Below are 22368 nucleotides of genomic sequence, written 5' to 3'. Positions count from 1 at the left end.
AGGAAAGCAGCTTTGTGATGATATAAAGTGACTGATTCACAGGTGATTTTTATGAACAAAATAAATAAAGCCCGACTGAGGGAATATTCTTAATTTGCAGGAAATTAAAATTCTTCCATTATTATTATGGAATCGGCATGGTTTTTACATCTAATCTGTAAATACACACAAATAGAAAATTATTATGAGAAAGTTATTCGTCTTTGCCTTTGCTACCTTAATGAGTGTTAGTGCTATGGCTCAGCAAGTAGATTTACGCAAAAAGATCACCGTTAGCGGAACAGCTGAAACGGAAGTTACCCCGGATATTATTTATTTGAGCATTTCGCTGAAAGAATATCTGAAAGATGGTAACAGCAAGAAAAAAGTGGATATTACGGATTTAGAGAATCAGTTATATAAAGCTATCCAGGCTGCTGGCATTCCTAAAGAGAATTTAATGATCAATAGTTTATCAAGTTTCAATACCGCACCGGAGAAAAAGAAAAATCCTGATTTCTTAGTGAGCAAACAATATCGTTTGAAGGTTACTGACCTGAACAAGTGGAATGAAATCATTGGTTCGGTAGATCCTAAAGGAGTAGCTTATACTAATATTGATAGTTATGATTATTCTAAAATTGAAGCTTTAAAGAAAGATTTGAAAATTAAAGCATTACAGGCTGCTAAAACAAAAGCGACTTACCTGGTTGAAGCTTTAGGTAATCAATTGGGTAGTGTAATTGATATCCAGGAACAGGGTAATGAGAACTTCCCGGTTTACCGTGCAAGTGGAATGTTGATGATGAAATCTGCTATGGCTGAAGATGCTGGCGGCTCTGCACCGGAAATCGATTTCAAGAAGATTAAATTAAGCTATGTAATGAATACCGTTTTCGAAATTAAATAGTGACCATTACTGTATACAGTATATTAAAATCTGACTACCTATTTATTATTTTTGATTGTTATCAATTTAGATAATACATTAATAATTGTCCATTCAGGCACGCACGGGAAACCTACCAACAATTTGGTAGGTTTTTTGTTATACCTTGAGTCTGTCAATAACCACACAATTTAAATTATAACCATGAAAAAATTAATCTACTCATTCTTGTTAATCTTCGTTGTAGGATTAAGTGTTAACACGGTCTCTGCTGCTACAACAGTTAAAGACAAAGTTGAAATGACTGCTGAGCAAAAAGTTCAGTTAGAAAGAATCACTAACCGTGTGGAAGAAATCAAAGCTATGGACAAGTCTAATTTGTCAAGAGCTGAGAAAAAAGAATTGCGCAAAGAGTTAAGAACGATGAAAAAAGAAGCCCGTGCTATGGGTGGAGGTGTTTATCTTTCTGTTGGTGCAATTATTATCATCATCTTATTATTAATCCTGATTTTATAATCAACCAGGTTAACTTCAAGAAAAGCGGGTGTTTCTTTAGGAAACATCCGCTTTTCTATTTCATGACTATTAGTCTTTATATTCAACGCCACTTTTTATAATTGTTCTTGTTGCACTGAAGTTTGCGGGGTTTTCAAACGGACTTTTATCCCAGATAATTAAATCTGCTTGTTTGCCTTTTTCAACGGTACCCACTGTGCCTGCGATTCCGATGGCTTCTGCCCCGTTGTAAGTAGCTATTTTAAAAACATCGGCTACTGAAAACCCATATCCGGTCATCATAATAAGTTCAGAGATCAGCGCCTTTCCTCCATTAATCCCATCTGTACCGATACGCAGTTTAATACCTTTGTCATTCATTAACTTTGCATATTTCATTAAAACAGCAAAATTTTCTTTGCAGCGCTTAAGCTGCACTTCGGTCAGCAACTTATCGGCAGGCTGCGTAAAGTAAGTAGGCTGAAACTGTTCGTACATTCTTTGTATCGTTGTTGAAAAAGTAGCATGCCGGATTGCAAGACTATCAATTAAGGCCTCCATTTTATGCTTTTCGTGCTGGTCTATATAGCTGAATGCCTCCATGAACATTTCCAGTACCTTGGATTCTGTATCGGCCGTGCCATAGTTCGAGGCAAATTCCGTTTCAAACTGCCTGTATTCTTTTTCCGTCAGAATACCAGTGCCCAGCGTCACCAGGTGTTCATAATTAATCAGTCCCATTTTTAAAGCTTGTCCGATGTGCAGGTGACGGGTACCAAAATCTCCTATATGACCATAAGTTATCATTCCAAGACTATCTGCAATCTTTAAAACAGCTTCGGCTTCAGGTTTTCGTATCCGGTAGTATAATTTGATATGTTTAATTCCCAGCCGGTAATATTCGAGTATTTTAGCCCTTGCTTTCTCCGGATTCTCCAGTTCCACATGTCCTATATAGGGAGTTCGTTCTTCATCGGAGATTAAAGCAGCGCCACTTGTATAAAAGTCAGTGTATTGAGGTGCAGGATGCTTTTGCCAGTCAAGAATTGGGGTGAGCCATTTTTCAGGTTGCCCTAATATTAATGCTGTTGTTGTACCATAAGGCAGATAAGCATTTGATAATTTATGACGAAGATACTCCAGGGAGTCCTGAGCCAGAAATTCAGGGGCATTTTCATAATCGCCAAAAACATCTGTTGGATGTATATGCGTATCGATGAAGCCGGGAGTAACTAACCGGCCATTAGCATCCATGTTCTTATTCCCAACGATTTTCTTCCGGGAGTTTATGATATCCACAATTTTCCCGTCTTTAATCAGCAGCGTCTGATCATTTAATATCTCTCCCGATCTGACCGCTAATACCCGGGCATGGCTGATCACCAGATCATATTTACCGGACTGGCTGCGGGCAAATAAAGCAAGCGTTAGTAAAAGCAGAGAAAACGTGAATTTCATACTCAAATATAGCGTAACAAAAGCAAAAAGCCACTTTATCTTAAATGATAAAGCGGCTTTTTGCTTTTGATTAAGGCTTTTAAAAAAGATTAATCTATACGATCGAATCCAGTATATTTTACTAAAACTTCTGGAATGATAATGCCATCTTCTGTTTGATAGTTTTCCAGGATAGCAGCGACAATACGTGGTAAAGCTAAAGCACTACCATTTAAAGTATGCGCCAATTGCGTTTTTCCGCCGTTTCCTTTGAATCTTAATTTCAAACGGTTAGTCTGGAAAGATTCGAAGTTAGAAACAGAAGAAACTTCCAGCCAGCGTTGTTGCGCCGCACTCCATACTTCCATGTCATACGTCATTGCTGAAGTAAAGCCCATATCACCACCACATAAACGCAATACGCGGAAGTGTAAGCCTAAATCTTTCAGTAAAGACTGTACATAAGCACTCATTTCCTCCAGCACTTCGTAAGATTTATCCGGGTGTACCACTTGTACCAATTCCACTTTATCAAACTGGTGCAACCTGTTTAAGCCACGTACATGCGCTCCGTATGATCCTGCCTCACGACGGAAACAAGGAGTATAGGCTGTATTTTTAACAGGTAATTCTTCTTCTTTTAAAATGACGTCACGGTAAAGGTTAGTCACAGGAACTTCGGCAGTAGGGATCAGAAAAAGGTTATCTACTGTAGAATGATACATCTGTCCTTCTTTATCAGGCAGCTGACCTGTTCCGAAACCTGAAGCTTCGTTGATCATCAAAGGCACCTGCATTTCTCTGTAACCCTGATCGGTAGCACGGTCCAGGAAGAAGTTAATCAGTGCGCGCTGTAAACGGGCTCCTTTACCTTTGTACACAGGAAAACCTGCACCGGTAATTTTAGTACCCAGTTCAAAATCTATAATATCATATTTGGTAGTCAGCTCCCAGTGTGGCAAAGCTTTTCCATGCAGTTCAGCAGGCGCACCATGCGTCAGTACCACTTCATTCTCCTCTGGTGTAGCGCCCGCAGGAACCAGTTCACCAGGTAAGTTAGGCAGTTGTACTAATGCATTGTATAAATGCTGTTCTACCACATTCAATTGATCTGAAAGGGTTTTGATATGTTCTTTATTAGAAGTAGTCTCTGCTTTAATTGCTTCGGCTTCCTCTTTTTTACCACTTCGCATCAGTTCACCAACCTGTTTAGCATTGGCATTTGCAATTGCGGATAAGTTATCCAGCGAAGTTTGAGTCTGTCTGCGTTCTTCATCTAATTTGATAATTTCATCAACCAGTTCAGGTTGTTTGAAATTACGGACGCCTAAGCGTTCTAAAACTTTCTCTCTATTTTCGCGGATATAGTTAACTTGCAGCATTATTTAATTTTTTTAACAAATATAACAAGAGTTTGGAGAATACTATGGGCGGTAAACTATTTCTGGTTCCTACACCAATCGGCAATCTGGAAGATATGACTTTCAGGGCTGTCCGCGTTTTAAAGGAAGCAGATGTTATCCTGGCTGAGGATACCCGTACAAGTGCGCCTTTACTGAAGCATTTCAGCATTGATAAAAAAGCGTATTCGCATCACCAGCACAATGAGCACAAGGCTACTTCAGAAATTATTAAGTTTCTGAAGGAAGGCAAAAATGTAGCGCTGATTTCGGATGCCGGAACACCTGCGATCTCCGATCCGGGCTTCTTTCTGGTCAGAGAAGTGTTAAAAAATGATTTACCGGTAGAATGTTTACCAGGTGCAACTGCTTTTGTACCTGCACTCGTCAACTCAGGTCTACCTACAGATTCATTTGTTTTTGAAGGATTTCTTCCTGTTAAAAAGGGCAGACAAACCCGTTTGAAGAAACTTGCTGACGAAGAGCGAACAATCGTCCTTTATGAAAGTCCGCACCGTTTATTAAAAACACTGGAAGAATTCGCCCAGTTTTTTGGAGAAGAAAGACAAGCTTCAGTAAGCAGGGAGCTGACTAAAATGTATGAAGAAACCGTTAGAGGTACACTGGTAGAAATAAAATCACACTTTGAAAACAATATTTTAAAAGGTGAGTTCGTAATTTGTGTGGCAGGTAAAGAAGAAACTAAAAAGGAAAAGCGCTCTTACGAAAAGGATTAACCCCTAAAAGAGCCCGTTTAATTATAGACTTAAAACAGGCTCCTGAAGAGCTTAAAATAAAACAATATGAATTTAATAGATAGATTTTTAAGTGATGAGCAGGATCCTAAAGCTGTTGAAAAAGTTTTAGGCAAGCTGAACGACATGTTAACGACCAATGAGGAACTGATTTACCTTGCGGTACAAAAAAGACCAGCAGTAAATCTTCTTCCTGATTGTATAGTAGTCAGCAATAAGCGTATCTTTTATTGTGAGCCGGCAAACTTCGGGATTACCATGAACTTCAAGGACATTTCCTGGAAAAGCATTAAAGAGATCTCTTTCAAGGAAGAAATCTTTGGTTCTAAATTCATCTGTGTACCGCAGCATGGAGAAAACATCATTACGGAATACATCCCTAAAGTACAGGCCAGAAAACTGTACCAGGCCGCTTATGAGCAGCTGGAAGCTTTCAAAGAACAACTAAGACAAACTGAACTGGAAGAGAAAAGAGCACAACAGCCAGCTCCGGCAGCTCCGGTTACACCGCTTGCAGACCTGCCTGTTCAGGAAAACATCCCTGCCGAAGAACCTGTGGAAGCTTATGTAGCCCCTGTGGTTGCAGAAGAACCAGAAGATGAAACGACTTTGAAATTAAGGAAGTTAAAGACGCTTTACGACAAACAACTCATTACCCAGGCTGAATACGAGGCTAAAAAAGCCGACATACTAGATACTTTTTAAGCGCATACCCAATCCATGAAAGCGATACAAACCTACCTGCTCGCCCTGTTAAGTGCATTTTTATTATGGCTGGCATGGCCACCGCATACTTTTACTGCTCCTGTTTTATTTGTGGGTCTTGTGCCTCTTTTTATCGCACTTGATCAAATAATTGCTAAAAGAGAGCCAAAAACAGGCAAAAAGGTTTTCCTTACTGCGGGTTTAACTTTCCTGGTCTGGAATACAGCTTGCATTTATTGGGTATACAACGCGATCAGTGCCTATAACAATCCGGCTGTCGCCTTGGTAATCTCGCTGATCCCTTATGGACTTGGTGCTTTATTGATGACTTTTGCCTTCTGGCTTTACTACCGTTTCAGAACTGTGGTCAGCAGCCAGCGTATTGCCTATCTGGCTTTGGTCAGCTTTTGGTTAGGTATGGAATATTTACATGCCACCTGGGATCTTGCTTTTCCCTGGATGACATTGGGTAATGGTCTTGCCGGAATGCATCAGCTTGCACAATGGTACGAGACTACCGGTGTATATGGCGGATCAATCTGGATACTGGTTAGTAATATCCTTGCTTTTGAAGCTTATAAAGCCTTTAAAGCGAATACTGGCTATCTTAAAATCAGACCTGCAATGGGCTGGCTGATCTTTCTGATTGTACCTGCCGGAATTTCCCTGATCAAATATTACGGTTACAAAGAAAAAAATCTGCCTGTTAATGTCGTTGTGGTACAGCCAAACATTGATCCTTACGAAAAGATGGGCGGCATTACCCCTGTTGAACAGCTAAAAACGCTTATTCATCTGTCAGATTCTGTAGCACAAGTCAATACCGAATATTTTATATGGCCGGAAACAGCTATTCCGAGTTATGCGAACGAAGACCGTATCCGCAGCACTACAGAATACATGGCTGCACAATCCTTCCTGAATAAATACAAAAACGGAACGTTGATCACGGGTATAGAAAGCCTTAAATTATACAATGACAAAAGCACTATTTCTGCTAAATTCGATCCGGACAACAAACAATATTACGACAACTTTAATTCTGCAATGCAGGTGGAGAACTCGGCAAACGTTCAGTTCTATCACAAATCCAAACTGATACCCGGCGTAGAAAAAATGCCTTTCCCAAAAGCATTGTCTTTCCTTGCCCCTGTATTTGCTGGCCTTGGAGGAACAGTTTCCGGCTGGGGATGGCAGGAAAAGCCTGGTGTATTTTATTCTCAGAATGGTGTAGGTGTAGCTCCGGTAATCTGTTACGAATCGCTATGGGGAAGCTGGATTGGAGAATCTGTTAAAAACGGTGCGCAAATGATTGCAATCATTACTAACGATGGCTGGTGGGGAAATACTTCGGGTAAAGACCAGCATTTCCTTTACGCTAAACTCCGTGCAATAGAAACCCGCAGATGGGTAGTACGCTCCGCTAATACCGGAATTTCAGGTTTCATCAACCAGCGCGGAGACATTGTCAAACAATCGTCCTGGTGGACACGTGACGCGCTGAAAATGGATATAAACCTAAATGATCAGCTTACCTTCTATGTAAAAAGCGGAGATATCATTCCTCAGATCCTGAGTTTAGTTGGTTTGGTACTGGCCCTGTTCATTCCGTACAAAACTTACTTCAAAAAGAAAAAAGCATAAATAATTACAAAGCCGGATCAGGTTTAATACCGATGGTGTGACTACTATAATTCAGCATAAAAGAATGCTCTAAAAAGAAGCTTATCCCTATAATTGACACCGATTTACTTTTACGTGAATCGAGTGTCGTTTTATAATCACTATTGTTAGCAGCATAATCATAAATCGCACCTTCATCGCTTACAAACCGGATGGCAACACCAGCGTTCAATCTTCCTTTTTTAGCTGTATCCGGTTCATAAATTACCCCTCCGGCAGGATTCCCCGAATCAAATAAAACGTAAGACGGCGAAATAACCAGGCCGCTATAACTAATAATCCCTTTTACGTAAGGATAAAAACGGCCATTCAGCGTCTGCTGCCGGTGGAGTACAAAACCTTCCTTTTCCTGTTCAGTGATCCCTACAGTCAGTAAAGGCACTGCCGATTTTCCTTCCATAGAAGAAACCCGCTCCCATTTCACCCGGTCAAGCGGCGCAAGGATAAACCCTGCTTCTACACGGTTCCCAAAACTCAGATAATTGAAAGGACTAACTACATTTTCCCGTTTCAGTACCAAACCAGCTTTCATTTCACCACCAGAACTTACACCAGCAATACCATCGCAATGCTGATCCACCTGAGCCGGCTTCCCAGTCAGGTCATAAATCCCATGATAAACTAAAATAAAAGGCATCCTCTTCGTCCTTACCTGCCCCATCTTATCGCCAATTACAATCGAAGCATAAGCAATATTACCAGCATAAGAACGTGTACCACCATAGCGGGATTTTGTTTTAATCCGGGTCACAGTGATTCCATTCAAAACCAAAGAATCCTTATCCCCAATCACAATTCCGGTATCCGCTACCAATGAAGCCGGGAGTAATCGCTTAGCATCCAGAATAAGCCCCTGAGAACCCGTATCAAACACAACCTTAAGCTTTACCTTAGCTGTTCCAATATATCGGATAGGAAGATATAACCTGCGTCCAAGCGTTTTCCTGTTTTGCCCCGGCATTAAATTAATCCTCACCGGACTAACAATACTTTCTATAGAATCTTTAGCTTCAGGAAATCCAAAAGCCATGGCCTCCACACTCAGAAAGCACAAAACAAGAATAACACCGAATAATCTGTTCATCACAAAACATTAATAACAATTACCACCAGGTAATCAAAAAATCAACCACAAATCAAGCCAAAAGCTTCGCCAACAAGTAACTCTGAAAGCCCAACCAATAAATGCCAAACCGGGTATACTATCAGCTTGCACCCTGCCATGGTGGAAAACCCATGAGAAATTAAAAAAACACCCTGTAGTGTATTCCTGGCATTAGGATCCTCGAAGAGGGAACGCGCGCCAGCAATACACTACAGGGTGTTTTTTTAATCCCGACGGAAGGTCCGCTAAGCCAGATACTTCCCGACAATTGGCATTCTCCTGCCACTTCCAAAAGCCTTTGGAGAAACCCTCAGAATCGGAGGTGTCTGATACCTTTTAAACTCTGCACCATTGACCATTTTAATAACCCTTCTCACTAACCCTTCTTCATACCCCATCGCAATAATATCTTTCGAACTCTTCTTCAGCTCAATAAACTGAAAAAGAATCGTATCCAGCGTATCATAATCAGGCAATGAATCAGAATCCTTCTGACCCGGTCTTAACTCCGCAGAAGGCGGCTTAACGATCGTATTTTCAGGAATTACTTCCCCATCCTTATTGATATAATGAGCCAGCTCATAAATCTGAGTCTTATAAACATCTCCAATCACCCCTATCGCACCACACATATCACCATACAAAGTACCATACCCTACCGCACACTCACTCTTATTTGAAGTATTCAGTAAAATATAGCCAAACTTATTAGACATCGCCATCACTACAATTCCCCTGCTTCTCGCCTGGATATTCTCTTCGGTTAAATTAAAAGGCAAACCCTTAAAAGCACCAGCCATCATACTATCAAAAGCATCCGCAGCCTCTGCAATAGAAATAATCTCATGCATACAACCAAAATTCTCCACTAAATCCAGCGCATCCTTAATAGAATGATCCGAAGAATACTTGCTCGGCATCAAGACTGCCATTACATTCTCCGCACCCAATGCCCGGCAGGCCAGCGCACATACAATCGCAGAATCAATCCCGCCAGACAGCCCTAATACCGCTTTAGAAAAACCGGACTTCGCAAAATAATCCTTGATCCCCAACACCAGCGCATCATGAATCTGAGCGACATCAGACATCGGCTGATGCACTAAAATATCACCCTCAATCTTTCCGTCAGCAAGTGTATATATCTTCAGCTGCTCCTTGAAATAATCCATTTCATCCAGCATATTCCCATCCTGATCAAAGGCCATAGAACCACCATCAAAAATGATCTCCGTCTGCGCCCCAACCTGGTTCACATACAATAAAGGTAAATTATACTTCTTCGCATTGTCTGCTAATACAATTCTGCGTTCATCATCGTGCTGATAAGAAAACGGAGATGCGGCAATATTAATCATCACATCAGGATGCTCTTTGATCAGTTCATCCATCGGATTAGAAACATACAACGGATTATTATTAATATTCCACAGATCCTCACAAATTGTCAATGCAATTTTAACACCCTTAAAATCAATACACTCAAAAGATGTAGCAGGCTCAAAATAACGGTATTCATCAAAAACATCGTAATTAGGCAGCAATGCCTTACGCGCAATAGACTTAATCTGTTTTTCTTCTATAAAATAAGCTGCATTGTACAGATCCTTACCTGCTACTTCTTCATTTCTAACCGGCAATCCAACAATACAAGCAATCCCGGTACAATGTTCCGCAATCTCTTTCCCGGCTTCCTCGCAAAGAGAAATAAACTCTTCAAATTCCAGGAAATCACGCGGAGGATAACCACAAACAGCGAGTTCTGCAAATACAACCAGATCAACCCCATCAGCTTTTGCCAACCGGATATGCTCAATTATCTTTTTTGTGTTCAGCTCAAAATTACCAATATGGTAATTCAGCTGTGCCAATGCTATCTTCATAATCTGCTAAAAGAATACCCCGAAATTTAAACTCATATAATGGTTACGTACACTTCTGCCTGCAGCAGAAGAAATATCCGTAAATCCATTATTTAATGTTAACCCTGTAGTTATACTTGTATTTTTTGCCACATCATATTCCAGTCCGGCACCAACAATCAGCCCAGCACGGTAAAAGTTTGTATTCTTTTTGATATGATCATCCTGCACAATGCTTTTTCCGGCAATAGAAACATCCTGCCTCGCACCGATATTAAAACCATTGGAAAGACCGAATTGTCCGTACCAGCGTATATCTCCTATCTTTTCAGTTTTCAACTTTAAAGTCAAAGGAACCTCCAGGTACTGTAACTTATACTTCAGATCGTAAGGTGTCGGATTCGGATAAGCCGCAGCATCGTAATAAGGACTTGGATTAATCTCTGTGGTTTTACCATTAATGGTTGTGATCGTCAATCCTGTGGAGAGACTATAGTTTTCTGCAAAGTTCAGATCAGCCAGTAAACCATAAGAGAAACCCATACTAAAACCATTGCCTTTACCATTTTCAGGTTTAGCCCAGCCAAAAGTAGGATGTGCTGTTAAGCCAAGTCTGAAACCATAGTAAGGATCAGCTCCTTGTTGTGCAAAAGCAGTAGTTGTTAAAAATGTCAGTAAAAGTCCGGTCAATATTTGTTTCATTTGTATCATATTTGTTTGTAATGAGTGCTGGATCAGCGTAAAGATAGTTTCAATCTTTTTTTGAAGCTGGCCTGTGCTGGTTTCCTCCCTTGATCTGTTTATATTTGTTACCAATGAACTATAACGTTAAACATCTTCAAATCTATCTAATTTTTCTGTGTGTCGCCACATTTTTTTCCTGTAAACAGACAGGGAAGCCTAACGTGGATGATATTAAGCTTGCTATTAAGATTGAAAGGTTTGATCAGGACTTGTATGCGGGGAAGCATAAAAAGCTGGCAGATGCAGATTTAATGCTGCGTAAAAAGTACAATTACTTTTATGATGACTATATCCACAGAATGGTCGGTGACAGAAGTTACAGTGATGCCGAAATCTTAACAACATTATATAATGATCAGGCTTATACAGACCTGAATCAGGAAGCAGATAGTGTGTTCCGGGATATGAAACCTATCGAAAATGATTTGACCCGGACCTTCAAATACATTAAATATTACTATCCTGAAACCAGGATCCCGAGGTTCATTTCTTTCGTTTCCGGTTTTGCTGTTCAGACTCCGGTAGGAGACGGCTATATGGGCATTGGACTGGATATGTTTTTAGGTAAAGACAGTAAATTTTACAGCGCGATTGTAAAAAGTGTTCCCTTATATTTATCACGGCGGTTTACTCCTGATTATGTGGTACCCCGGATCACGGAGACTTTTGCCAGAGAAGAACTCTTTCCTGAAAAAGATGAAGACCATTCCCTGTTAGCTAAAATGGTAGAGAACGGAAAGATTCTCTATTTCATGGATAAGGTACTGGATGATCAAACTCCGGATACGCTTAAAATAGGTTATACAACAAAACAACTGGAATGGTGTAAAACCTTTGAAGGCAATATCTGGGCATACCTGATTGAGAACAAGCTATTGTTTGAAACTGACAACCAGAAAATACAGCTATATCTGAGTGAAGCACCTTTTACTCCTGGTTTAGGGATCAAAAATGAATCTGCTCCCAAACTGGGTGTATGGATAGGCTGGCAGATGGTCAGAAAATACATGACCGAAAATCCAAAAGTTACTTTGCAGGAACTCATGAAAGAGCCGGATCCGCAAAAGATATTAAATGGGGCAAAATATAAACCCAAAATGTAAGATTATGAGGAAGAAAGTAGGGCTTGTTTTATCGGGAGGCGGAATCAGAGGCATTGCTCACCTTGGTGTTTTAAAAGCATTAAAGAATGCAGGAGTAACCTTTAGCCATATCAGCGGAACAAGTGCAGGGGCGATAGTAGGTGCGTTTTATGCCGCAGGAATAGATCCCGAACATGCATTGGATATCTTTATTAAAACCAGGCTGCTGCGTTTTGTAAGGCCTTCTTTAGGTGCATTGGGATTGGTGAGTATTGAACATACTGAGCAATTGCTGATGGAATATTTTCCGGATAATAAGATAGAGAACCTGAAGATCCCGCTAACTATTGCGGCAACGAATTTTAGTGAGGGCAAACTGGTCTATTTTACAACAGGACATTTAATCAAAGCTGTACAGGCTTCCTCTTGTATTCCAGGAATTTTCAAGCCCATTATGATTGACGGAAAGATGTATGTAGACGGTGGAATTCTGAATAACTTCCCGATTGAACCTTTGCTGAATAATTGTGATTTTATTATCGGATCTTCTTGTAATCACCTGAAGCCGGTAAATGTGATGACCAATATCACCGCTTTAATGTCCAGAGCAGGATTAATGTCTGTAAATAAAGATATGGAACAGAAATCAGCCTTTTGTAACCTCTTGATTGAACCTAAAGGAATGGGGGAAATCGGCACTTTTGACATGAAAAAAGCTGAGACCATTTACTGGCTGGCTTATGAAGAAACGCTGAAAACCATTCAGTACAATGAAGCTTTTAAAGAATTGATCAAAGAAATTAATACGCCGGACGAAGACTTATAAACCTGTTTTTAAAGCAACAAGCTGATCACCTTCCAGAACAGGGATGGTCTGACAGATATTGGTCTGTAAACAGAATTTAACATCTTCTTCAATATTCAGCGCAACCATACGGTGACTGTGAGAAGATTTGTGGATATAGGCTCTTAAATCATCCTTAGCCAGCAGATAAAGATCTTCTGCGGCTACACTTGCATCGTCATAATGCGTAAATCCACTGCGGAGCTGGTGCACTACCGCACCTGCAAAGATGGTATCTTCCAGGTTAAACTGGTCTTTCCAGCCTGCACAAAGCAGTAAAACATCTTTTTCCTGAGTTTTAAGCCATTCACATAATGCTTTTAAATTCAGGAAAGAACCGATCACTACCTGGCTGGCACGTTTTCTTGCTAAATGCAATGCTTTTGTACCATTCGTGGTTGTGAGCACAATTGTTTTTCCTGCTACCTTTCCGGCGGTATAAGAAAACGGGGAATTACCGAAGTCATAGCCTTCAACTACTTCCCCGTTTCGCTCTGCTGCCAGTAAATAACCTTTACCTGCGTAGTTCATGCATTCTTCTACCTGTGCTACCGGGATAATTGCCTGTGCACCATTGTCAATTCCATAAACTATGGAAGAGGTTGCTCTTAAAATATCAATCACTACGACAATACTATTTTCAATAGCGTATAAATCAATAAGGGCAGGTGTTAAACAGACTTCTATCTTTCTTTGCATGATCAGGGAGGGGCAGCTTATTTATAAAAAGGGAACTTTACTACTTTGGCTTTAATAGGAGTGTTACGGATGCTGATATAAATCTCGTTACCTTCTTTAGCATGTGCTTTAGTTACATAACCAATTCCGATTGCTTTTTGTAACGATGGAGATTGTGTACCTGAAGTCACTTTTCCGATCACATTTCCTTCTGCGTCAACAATTTCATAGTCATGACGTGGAATACCACGGTCAATCATTTCAAAACCAATCAGACGGCGTTTAACACCAGCTTCTTTCTCTGCCAGTAAGGCTTCAGAGTTGGTGAAGGCTTTAGTAAATTTAGTTACCCATCCTAAACCAGCTTCAATTGGAGAAGTCGTATCGTCGATGTCGTTTCCATATAAACAGAAACCCATTTCCAAACGTAAAGTATCACGGGCGCCTAAACCAATTGGTTTAATGTTAAAAGCTGCACCAGCTTCAAAAACAGCATTCCATACAGTTTCTGCATGCTCATTATCGCAATACAACTCAAAACCACCAGCACCAGTATAACCTGTTGCAGAAACGATTACGTTAGCTACACCAGCAAACATGCCTTTAGTGAAAGTATAGTATTCCATAGAAGCCAGGTCAATTTCAGTTAAGCTTTGTAAAGCTTCTGCTGCTTTAGGTCCCTGAACTGCTAATAAAGAAGTTTTACCAGAGATATTGTGCATTTCTACACCCTGTGTATTGAACTTCTGAATCCAGTTCCAGTCTTTTTCTATGTTAGAAGCGTTAACCACCAGCATATAAGTTTTTTCGTCAATTCTGTAGATCAGTAAATCATCTACAATACCACCATCTTCATTTGGAAGATAAGCATACTGAACTTTACCATCATATAATTTTGAAGCATCATTGCTGCTTACACGTTGAATCAGGTCCAATGCATTTTCACCCTTCAGGATGAATTCACCCATATGGCTTACGTCAAAAACGCCTACGGCTTTTCTAACTGTAGCATGTTCTGCATTAATGCCTTCGTATTGAACGGGCATATTGTATCCTGCAAATGGAACCATTTTGGCTCCCAATGAAATATGTTTTTCTGTTAATGCGGTATTATTCATGCGCTATTGCTCTTAAAATTGAGGGCAAAAGTACATAAAAATTATCCATTTACTAACCGCCGATAGACATTCAGCATCCTTTGTGAAATAGTGGCCAGGTTATGATCTCTTTCTGCTGTTCTGCGGGCATTTTCGCCGATTTCACGCCACCGGTTCGGGTGGGTAATACATTGCAGAATGCAGCGGTAAAACTCATCCGCAGTGTCTGCAATCAGGATATCCTTCCCGTTTTCACAGTTCAGTCCTTCTGCGGCGTAGGTGGTGGCAATAATACACTTCTTCATCGCCATTCCTTCGATAATCTTTACACGCATCCCGCTTCCTGAAAGTAAAGGTACAATCATGATGGCTTTGGAATTCATAAAATCAATCGCATCAAAGACCTCCCCTTCTACGACCAGGTTATCAGAATCATACTCATAAAAATGCTGCGGCATACTTTTACCTGCTACATAAAACCGGAGTTCAGAGCTAAGTTTTTCTATGTCCGGCCAGATCTCTTCTATGAACCATTCCAGCCCTTCTTTATTAGGACGCCAGTCCATTGCTCCCAGGTGAAATAAAGTAGGGAAACTCGTTTTGGACAGGTCAATAGTATATTTCTCAAAATCCAGGGCTACAGGGAATACCTCTATCCCTATTTCGCAGCCAAAAGAAAGAATGCTCTGTCTGTCTGGATTACTGATCGCAAAGATCTGGTGAAAGCGGTTAATTTGTTCGGTCTCATAGATTTTCAGTCTGCGCGCTAAAAACTGAAGGTATTTACGTCTTGGAGTAAACCGTTCGGAGTTTGCCAGGCGTTCCCACACATCAAAAACGATATTGTGTGCCCGGTAAATCAGTTTTGCTTTACTGTAGCTTTTAACCACCTCCAGATAAGGCACAACAAATAACCCCTCAAACTGGATAATATCAAATTCATTTTCCCGAAGGATGTTTTCCAGCAATTTTGCAGCATCATCATCATAAAATCTGGAAACGTTATAAGACTCGTTGGAGAAGATATTGAAAAACGCACCCCACAAGTTAACTTCTGTATCCAGATCAAAAGAATGAAATTTGATCTGGTCATAGACCGGATCATAAATATCATCCACATCTACCCGGTGTTTATTGGTGTTGATACTGAACAAAGTAATATCCACCCCCAGACTGAGCAATCCTTTCATCGTATTGTAGACTACAATCGGATAACCACTGTTGGCAGGAAATGGGACTCTGTTGCTAAGTATAAGTGTTTTCAATAAGGTGAAAATACGAATTATCCCGCATTATCTATAACGGGAATTCTTTCAGGATCACTTATTGCAAAAGTTTTACGGTGGTAAGGAGTTAGTCCGTGCATTAACGCAGTAGAGCGGTGAACTTTAGTCGGATAACCTTTGTTTTTCTTCCACTGGTAAACAGGAAACTGTTCCGCCAGATTATCCATATATTCATCCCGATGTGTTTTTGCCAGGATAGAGGCAGCAGCAATATTTAAATATTTACCGTCTCCTTTGATGACGCAACTGTGCGCGATACCTGGATAAATTTTAAAACGGTTCCCGTCGATACTTAAAAAGCCAGGCTGCACAGTCAGCTTTTCAATTGCTCTGTGCATTGCCAGAAACGAAGCATTCAGGATATTTATTTCGTCAATTTCATGGTTATCTACAGAACCGACAGCCCATGCAATGGCTTCTTTTTCTATAATTTCTCTTAAAGCGACGCGTTGTTTATGTGTTAGCTTTTTCGAGTCGTTCAGTTCTCCGGCAACAAAATCCAACGGTAAAATTACAGCGGCTGCATAAACAGGCCCGGCTAAACAGCCTCTGCCAGCCTCATCGCAACCCGCTTCTAAAAATTCTTGTTGAAAACAGTTTAATAACATCCCGTAAAGTTAAGGGATTTTTTAAACCAGTGTACCTGGAGATTTCACTTTAAAAGCGTCACTTAATCCGATAGCCATCAGATTAAAGGCGTATACGGTCAGCATAATTGCCATTCCAGGCAGAATTGCAAGGTAAGCAGCATCCATGACGATATAACCATAGTTTTCTTTGATCATACCTCCCCAGCTGGGCATTGGGGGTTGTGCGCCAAAACCAAGAAAACTCAAACCGGTTTCCAGTAAGATTGCTGAAGCAAAATTGGCGGAAGCAATAACCAGTACAGGGCCGGCAATATTGGGTAAAATATGACGGGTAAGGATACGGAAAGCCGGAAAACCCAATGCTCTGGCTGCTTCTACAAATTCGGCCTCCTTCAGTGCCATCACCTGTCCGCGAACCAACCTGGATACATCTACCCAGGTAGATAAGCCTACCGCTATAAATATCTGCCAGAAGCCTTTTCCTAAAGCAAAAGAAATAGCAATCACTAATAACAGTGAAGGTAAAGACCAGATGACATTCATCAGCCAGCTGACTACGGAGTCTGTCATCCCTCCAAAATAACCTGCCATTGCTCCCAAACTTAAACCGATACTCATAGAGATCAGTACAGCCAGTAAACCTACCGATAAGGAAACACGGATTCCCAGAATAAGGCGGCTCAGCAAGTCTCTTCCATAACCATCGGTACCTAACCAGAAGGTTTGCTGATAAAGATGTTGCTTTAAATAGGATTGATGATTGGCAGGAAGCGAAATACTGCTTTCAGCAGCTTCTTCATCATCACCAATATATTCTTTGATCCATAAATGGTTTCCTGCAATCCTGTAGCCTGTAATCGGGATACTTTTGAATTCAGCTTCCTGCCCATACAGCATTTTCTCCAGAAAATTGACTTTCCTGAAATCCGGGTTCTGGCTGATCACCAGAAACTGGAATGACCTTCCCGGTTTTTTATTACATAATTGCAAGTGCATGGTATTTGCCATTGGTGTCTGGTCTGGCGTAATCAGATAGCCCATTATACCCATCACCAAAAGCAGCAGTATAAACAGGAGTCCTCCAACGGCAGGTTTATTTCTTTTAAACCTGCCCCATACTCTTTGCGCGGGACTCTTATTACTATCCATTATTTAACCATTCTACCCTTCCAGTTATATTTACCTGAATTACCGGCAATACCAATATAGATGATATATAGCACATGCAGAACATTCAATACAGGTAATAAAACCATCAGGCTTCTTCTTTTAGCAAATTTAGTCACATCCATGAGGAATATAAACTCCACAATTATTTTAAGCAGTAACTGGATCAGTGCAATTTTCAGAAAGCCGGTCAAGAATAAACCAACCAGCAGATTTAACAGGATACTTACATTGAAAAACCAGATAAATACTCCCAGTACAATGATAGATTTGTTTTTATAACGGGTACTTTTTGAAGCCCAGCGTTTACGTTGCTGTAAAAACTCTCCAAGGTTAGGCTTTGCATGGGTGTAAACCATGGCATCCGGATTTCTCAGAAACCCAATATGATTGTCATAACGGTCAGCAATTTTATGTAAAAGCAACTCATCATCTCCCGAAGCCAGATCATCTATACCCTGAAAACCGCCAACTTCATAAAAAGCTGCTTTTTCATAGGCTAAATTAGCCCCATTACAAGTAGAAGGTTTTTTGTTTCCTATCGTAGAAGCACCTAAACCAATCAGGTAAAGGAATTCCAGTGATTGTGCTCTTTCGAAAAAGCTTTGCTCTTCATCATAAGCCACCGGCGATGAAATCATTTTATAGCGATTCTGCTCGTAATAGGCTATGATTGTTTTAAGCCACGCAGTTCCCATCCGGCAATCTGCATCTGTAGTGATGATTAAATCACCGGTAGCTTGCCCGATCGCTGTCTGTATTGCTTTTTTCTTATAAGAATTTAAGGCCTGATTTTCTTTCAGAGAGATCAGCTTTACACCCGATGAAGCATATGACCTGACGATTTCTGCTGTATTGTCTGTCGAATGATCATCAATGAAGATAATTTCTGTCAATGCTTTATTGTAATCCTGTGCGAGCAGGGATTCTATAGTACGATGAATATTATCAGCTTCATTACGGGCGGCAACAATGATAGAAACAGCAGTAGTGCCTGTAGTTTGCTTATACTTAAAAGGGATCAATTTATGCCAGCCACGGATAAATCCGGCAACAACAAGAAGATAAATGAGGGTTAAAAATGCGGATAGGTAACTAACGGCGATTAAGACTTCCAAAAAAATTTAATTTAAAAACAAAATATGAACCTAATATAGCAGGAATAATAATATTTATGAGCCAGATGCTTGCAGTACATGCAATCACAGCGACATCCTGTTTGGTTACAAAGCTAAAAAAATAAGACGCAGTTGCGCTTCTTATCCCAATATCAAATAAATCGAGAGAGGGCAGCGTAGATTGTACAAAAAACAAAATGCAAACCATCATCAGGATGTCCAGGTAATGAATATCAGCAATCAGCCAGTAAAACATGATAAAATATTGCGTGCTAAATACGATATAACGCGCCAGGCAGAACATCAGTATCTGAAAAAGTTCTTTCTTGTGGTAACGTCCCAGAATACTGTAGAACTTTTTATATTTCCTGGTAAAACGCATGGAAAGCAATAAGCCATTTAACCAGCGGATGTTAAAGAAAAAAGTTAAGAAAAACAGGCAGAACATACCTGCAAGTACTATAATCGCATAATTGAGCCGGTAATCAAGGTGTAGAAAACGCAGCAGAAAAATACTCAGTGCAATTGCTCCGAAAATATTGGTCAGTACCATCTGGCCTATATTTCCCACTGCCATAGCGACAACACCAATAATCCTGCGTTTGGGAGAAAGGAAAAATACCCTCCCACCATACTCGCCCAGCCTGTTCGGTGTAAAGATAGCCAGGGTTAAACCACAGAATACAGACTCAATGGATTGCCATAAACTCAGCTTTTCTATTTTTCGCAGCAGCCTTTTCCACTTCAGCGCTTCCAGCCCCCAGTTTACCAGCATCAGCACCAGCACTAAGGAAATTACGGCAATGATTTCTGTACGTGGGATGGTAGATATAATGGCCCTGAAACTTTCAAGGTTGGCATTTGAAGTGAGTTTATGATAGATGAACCAGAATGCAAAAGCAACAATAGTTACTTTTATAGCATAGGAAAATATACGTTTATAGTCAGCTCTCAAATTATCGTTTCTTTTATATTGTGCAAATATGCTTAATATTGTTCTATGTTGGCTGAAAAAAAGGAGCGGGTAATCATGGGTATCGACCCTGGAACCGCAGTGATGGGTTACGGTGTAATCCTGGAGAAAGGGAGTAAGATAGAACTGATAGCGATGGGCATCGTGAAGATGAATCATCTGGATGATCATTTTTTGAAATTACAACGTATTTTCGCCAAAACGGTAGGTTTGGTAGAGCAGTATAAACCGGATGTCATGGCACTGGAAGCTCCGTTTTATGGAAAAAATATCCAGGTGATGCTTAAACTGGGCAGAGCACAGGGAATTTGTATGGCGGCGGCATTGTCCAGAGATGTACCGATCACAGAATATGCGCCAAGAAAAATCAAACAAGCGATTACAGGGAACGGAAGCGCAGGAAAAGAGCAGGTTGCAGCTATGTTGCAGCAGTTACTGAAGTTCAGAGAGACTCCTGAATTTCTGGATGCAACTGATGGACTGGCTGTTGCAGTATGCCATTCTTTTCAGCGGGTACCCACCGGTGGCAGTGGCAAATCCTACTCCGGATGGGATGCATTTGCAAAAGACAATCAGAAAAGAGTGAAATAGTAGTACATTTGAATTTAATCAATTTCAATTTTGGATAATAACATATCAAAACTAACCTTATTTAACCCCAGCAAATTACGTACGTTATTGTCATTGGGATTTAAGGGATATTTAGCAGATCAGGGGTGGTTTAAGGCCCGTGAAACAAAATCAGCAGTAGATCAGCATGGAGAAGCAATTCCCTGGGTAACTTATGCTTTTATTGATTTTATTAAAGACAGGATCACCAGACAGCATGATATATTTGAATTCGGCTGCGGAAACTCTACCATCTTTTATGCAAAAAACGCCAATTCTGTGACTGCCGTGGAACATGATAAAGCATGGTATGAAAGAAATGCAGCGATCAAAATACCAAATGTAGAAATGATTTATTGCGAGCTGGTTCGTGGAGGCGCTTATTCTAAAAGCGCGGTAACGACTGGTAAAAAGTTCAACATCATCATCGTAGACGGCAGAGACCGCGTTAACTGCTGTAAAGAATCTGTATTATCTTTAACAGAGGATGGAGTAATTGTACTGGACAATTCAGAACGTCCGGATTATGCAGAAGCCTTTACTTTTTTCAAAGCCAAAGGATTTAAGCACCTGCCTTTTACAGGCATGAGCCCCGGAGTAACGACTTCAAACTGTACTTCAGTATTTTATAAAAGCAATAACTGTTTAGGGATTTAATCAAAACCCTCAGGCATAAAAAAGCCTTCTGTAACATCAGTTACAGAAGGCTTTTTCTTTAGAAGTGGTTTGCGCTTCTTTATATTTTCTGGAATTATGAACCTAGTATTTTGAATACTGCTTTACAGCAAATAAATGCACCAAGGAATAATATGATCCATGATACCAGAGATAAAGTAGTTGAGTCAAATGCGAAACGCAGATAAACTCCTAACATGCTCACAACGATACCCGCAACCAATAATTTATATATTGATGTTTGATTTGCATTTTGCATGCTTTTAGTATTGTGTTTTGGCGTTTGCTCCATTTTTTTATTTTTTAATTCTGCTGCAAAATTAATATTATTCCAGCAAAAAAAGCATGTTCAACTAAGAATTTATTGAATAATGTTCCTAATAGCTTTTTAAGCCCTCAATTCTTTGCTTTGACCTTTCAGTTTCGCTCAAATGGCCACTTTTATACAATAGTTTTTCCCAGTCGCCATACATTGGATTAGGCAATACAATGAAGTGATTTCCAAATTCTTGCTGCGCTTTATCCACTTCTTCCTTTGTATTCTTTCCTTCCCTGTAAAAGACATTAGAAAAGTCACTCAGATTATCTCCGCAAAGCAGCAGTATATTGTATTTCCCCAACACCATCTGTCTGCGTGCTTCCTTATCAGAAGTTCCTTGTTTAACCATCAAATGCGCCTCGTCAGCGTAAGGAAATCCTAAGCGCTGTAAGTTAGTGAGGGTCGCTTTGTAATCCACCTGATCGCGGTTAGTGATGTAAAACGTTTCTATTTTTTGAGTCTGTGCATATTTTAAAAATCCCAATGCTCCCGGTACCGTATCAGCCGCTGCTTTAGCTGTCCATTCCGACCAGTCTTTAGCTGCATAACTTAAACCCTTTTGAATTTCATGTCCCTGAAAAGGAGAATTGTCCAGAACAGTTTCATCTATATCCACTATTACGCAACTTGGTTTGGTCGTATCCGCCCCTTTTAAGCGTTCCTGTAAAGAAAGTTTAGCAAAGTTATAAGCCTGAAAAGACAGTGCCCTGTACTCTCCGGAATGTTGTTGCCAGGCTACAGCAATGGTATAATCTTTTGCCGCCTCAGCAACTGGATTGGTTTGCGCCATTAAACCTAATGGAAGCAATAAAGCCAGGGCAACCGGAAATGAGATTTTGATCATGATAAAAATGTTTCCGCAAAAATAACACTTTA

General features: G+C 40.4%; 23 protein-coding genes. 9 read left to right on the top strand and 14 right to left on the bottom strand.

Annotation, left to right across the window (positions count from 1 at the left end; genetic code table 11):
- Positions 1-184: 184 nt before the first annotated feature.
- Both AB3G38_RS18695 and AB3G38_RS18690 read left to right on the top strand, forming a co-directional pair.
- A complete protein-coding gene (locus AB3G38_RS18695; protein ID WP_367865311.1) occupies positions 185-889 on the top strand; it encodes an SIMPL domain-containing protein in 705 nt (234 codons plus the stop codon).
- A 183-nt stretch (positions 890-1072) separates the two neighbouring features.
- A complete protein-coding gene (locus AB3G38_RS18690; protein ID WP_367865310.1) occupies positions 1073-1384 on the top strand; it encodes a hypothetical protein in 312 nt (103 codons plus the stop codon).
- A gap of 69 nt (positions 1385-1453) precedes the next feature.
- Here AB3G38_RS18690 and AB3G38_RS18685 read toward each other — a convergent pair whose 3' ends face one another.
- Both AB3G38_RS18685 and serS read right to left on the bottom strand, forming a co-directional pair.
- On the bottom strand, positions 1454-2821 hold the full coding sequence (locus tag AB3G38_RS18685; RefSeq protein WP_367865309.1) for an amidohydrolase family protein: 1368 nt from the start codon (positions 2819-2821) through the stop codon (positions 1454-1456).
- 89 nt (positions 2822-2910) lie between these two features.
- Positions 2911-4182: a serine--tRNA ligase gene (gene serS, locus AB3G38_RS18680; RefSeq protein ID WP_367865308.1), complete on the bottom strand. Its 1272-nt coding sequence runs from the start codon at positions 4180-4182 to the stop codon at positions 2911-2913.
- A 44-nt stretch (positions 4183-4226) separates the two neighbouring features.
- Here serS and rsmI point away from each other — a divergent pair, with 44 nt between their 5' ends.
- From rsmI to lnt, 3 genes are all read left to right on the top strand, one after another.
- On the top strand, positions 4227-4937 hold the full coding sequence (rsmI, locus tag AB3G38_RS18675) for a 16S rRNA (cytidine(1402)-2'-O)-methyltransferase (RefSeq protein ID WP_367865307.1): 711 nt from the start codon (positions 4227-4229) through the stop codon (positions 4935-4937).
- 66 nt (positions 4938-5003) lie between these two features.
- Positions 5004-5660 carry a PH domain-containing protein gene (locus tag AB3G38_RS18670; RefSeq protein ID WP_367865306.1) on the top strand — a complete coding sequence of 219 codons (657 nt, stop codon included), beginning with the start codon at positions 5004-5006 and terminating at the stop codon, positions 5658-5660.
- 15 nt (positions 5661-5675) lie between these two features.
- On the top strand, positions 5676-7304 hold the full coding sequence (lnt, locus tag AB3G38_RS18665; protein WP_367865305.1) for an apolipoprotein N-acyltransferase: 1629 nt from the start codon (positions 5676-5678) through the stop codon (positions 7302-7304).
- A 4-nt stretch (positions 7305-7308) separates the two neighbouring features.
- Here lnt and AB3G38_RS18660 read toward each other — a convergent pair whose 3' ends face one another.
- The 3 genes from AB3G38_RS18660 to AB3G38_RS18650 form a co-directional block, all read right to left on the bottom strand.
- On the bottom strand, positions 7309-8427 hold the full coding sequence (locus AB3G38_RS18660) for a hypothetical protein (protein ID WP_367865304.1): 1119 nt from the start codon (positions 8425-8427) through the stop codon (positions 7309-7311).
- 266 nt (positions 8428-8693) lie between these two features.
- Positions 8694-10331, bottom strand: a complete 1638-nt coding sequence (locus AB3G38_RS18655; protein ID WP_367865303.1) for an NAD+ synthase — start codon at positions 10329-10331, stop codon at positions 8694-8696.
- Between the two features lie 6 nt (positions 10332-10337).
- Complete coding sequence (locus AB3G38_RS18650) at positions 10338-11012, bottom strand: porin family protein (protein ID WP_367865302.1); 675 nt, start codon at positions 11010-11012, stop codon at positions 10338-10340.
- 113 nt (positions 11013-11125) lie between these two features.
- On the opposite strand from AB3G38_RS18650, the gene gldB reads away from it, so the two are divergent.
- Both gldB and AB3G38_RS18640 read left to right on the top strand, forming a co-directional pair.
- Positions 11126-12157: a gliding motility lipoprotein GldB gene (gene gldB, locus AB3G38_RS18645; protein WP_367865301.1), complete on the top strand. Its 1032-nt coding sequence runs from the start codon at positions 11126-11128 to the stop codon at positions 12155-12157.
- 4 nt (positions 12158-12161) lie between these two features.
- On the top strand, positions 12162-12962 hold the full coding sequence (locus tag AB3G38_RS18640; RefSeq protein ID WP_367865300.1) for a patatin-like phospholipase family protein: 801 nt from the start codon (positions 12162-12164) through the stop codon (positions 12960-12962).
- Here the strand turns inward: AB3G38_RS18640 and AB3G38_RS18635 are convergent.
- Genes AB3G38_RS18635 through AB3G38_RS18605 form a run of 7 tightly spaced genes read right to left on the bottom strand, consistent with a single transcriptional unit; the run spans position 12957 to position 19871 of the window.
- Positions 12957-13679 (bottom strand): 2-phosphosulfolactate phosphatase, encoded by a 723-nt coding sequence (locus AB3G38_RS18635; protein ID WP_367865299.1) that lies wholly within the window; start codon positions 13677-13679, stop codon positions 12957-12959. The two genes, AB3G38_RS18640 and AB3G38_RS18635, sit on opposite strands and share 6 nt — an antisense overlap.
- 17 nt (positions 13680-13696) lie before the next feature.
- Entirely contained in the window at positions 13697-14776 is a 1080-nt protein-coding gene (gene gcvT / locus AB3G38_RS18630) for a glycine cleavage system aminomethyltransferase GcvT (RefSeq protein WP_367865298.1), read from the bottom strand.
- 41 nt (positions 14777-14817) lie between these two features.
- The gene (locus tag AB3G38_RS18625; protein WP_367865297.1) at positions 14818-16020 is read right to left on the bottom strand and encodes a glycosyltransferase family 4 protein; all 1203 of its coding nucleotides are present in this window, start codon (positions 16018-16020) and stop codon (positions 14818-14820) included.
- Positions 16021-16037: 17 nt separating this feature from the next.
- On the bottom strand, positions 16038-16649 hold the full coding sequence (locus tag AB3G38_RS18620) for a ribonuclease HII (RefSeq protein WP_367865296.1): 612 nt from the start codon (positions 16647-16649) through the stop codon (positions 16038-16040).
- A gap of 21 nt (positions 16650-16670) precedes the next feature.
- Positions 16671-17780: an ABC transporter permease gene (locus AB3G38_RS18615; RefSeq protein WP_367865295.1), complete on the bottom strand. Its 1110-nt coding sequence runs from the start codon at positions 17778-17780 to the stop codon at positions 16671-16673.
- Positions 17780-18916 (bottom strand): glycosyltransferase, encoded by a 1137-nt coding sequence (locus tag AB3G38_RS18610; RefSeq protein WP_367865294.1) that lies wholly within the window; start codon positions 18914-18916, stop codon positions 17780-17782. The genes AB3G38_RS18615 and AB3G38_RS18610 overlap by 1 nt, the downstream gene beginning before the upstream one ends.
- Positions 18894-19871, bottom strand: a complete 978-nt coding sequence (locus tag AB3G38_RS18605) for a hypothetical protein (protein WP_367865293.1) — start codon at positions 19869-19871, stop codon at positions 18894-18896. Before AB3G38_RS18605 ends, AB3G38_RS18610 begins: the two co-directional genes overlap by 23 nt.
- A gap of 45 nt (positions 19872-19916) precedes the next feature.
- Between AB3G38_RS18605 and ruvC the strand changes: the two genes are divergently transcribed.
- Positions 19917-20480, top strand: a complete 564-nt coding sequence (gene ruvC / locus AB3G38_RS18600; protein ID WP_183866075.1) for a crossover junction endodeoxyribonuclease RuvC — start codon at positions 19917-19919, stop codon at positions 20478-20480.
- Positions 20481-20510: 30 nt separating this feature from the next.
- The gene (locus AB3G38_RS18595; protein ID WP_367865292.1) at positions 20511-21155 is read left to right on the top strand and encodes an FkbM family methyltransferase; all 645 of its coding nucleotides are present in this window, start codon (positions 20511-20513) and stop codon (positions 21153-21155) included.
- A gap of 94 nt (positions 21156-21249) precedes the next feature.
- On the opposite strand, the gene AB3G38_RS18590 is transcribed toward AB3G38_RS18595, so the two are convergent.
- The gene (locus tag AB3G38_RS18590) at positions 21250-21465 is read right to left on the bottom strand and encodes a hypothetical protein (protein WP_367865291.1); all 216 of its coding nucleotides are present in this window, start codon (positions 21463-21465) and stop codon (positions 21250-21252) included.
- Between the two features lie 85 nt (positions 21466-21550).
- Positions 21551-22336, bottom strand: a complete 786-nt coding sequence (locus AB3G38_RS18585) for a 5'-nucleotidase, lipoprotein e(P4) family (RefSeq protein WP_367865290.1) — start codon at positions 22334-22336, stop codon at positions 21551-21553.
- Positions 22337-22368 lie beyond the last annotated feature (32 nt).

Origin of the sequence: Pedobacter sp. WC2423, assembly GCF_040822065.1 — a bacterium.
GTDB lineage: Bacteria > Bacteroidota > Bacteroidia > Sphingobacteriales > Sphingobacteriaceae > Pedobacter.
Note: the sequence above shows the minus strand (reverse complement) of the source record. Positions and strands in the feature narration are given on the sequence as shown.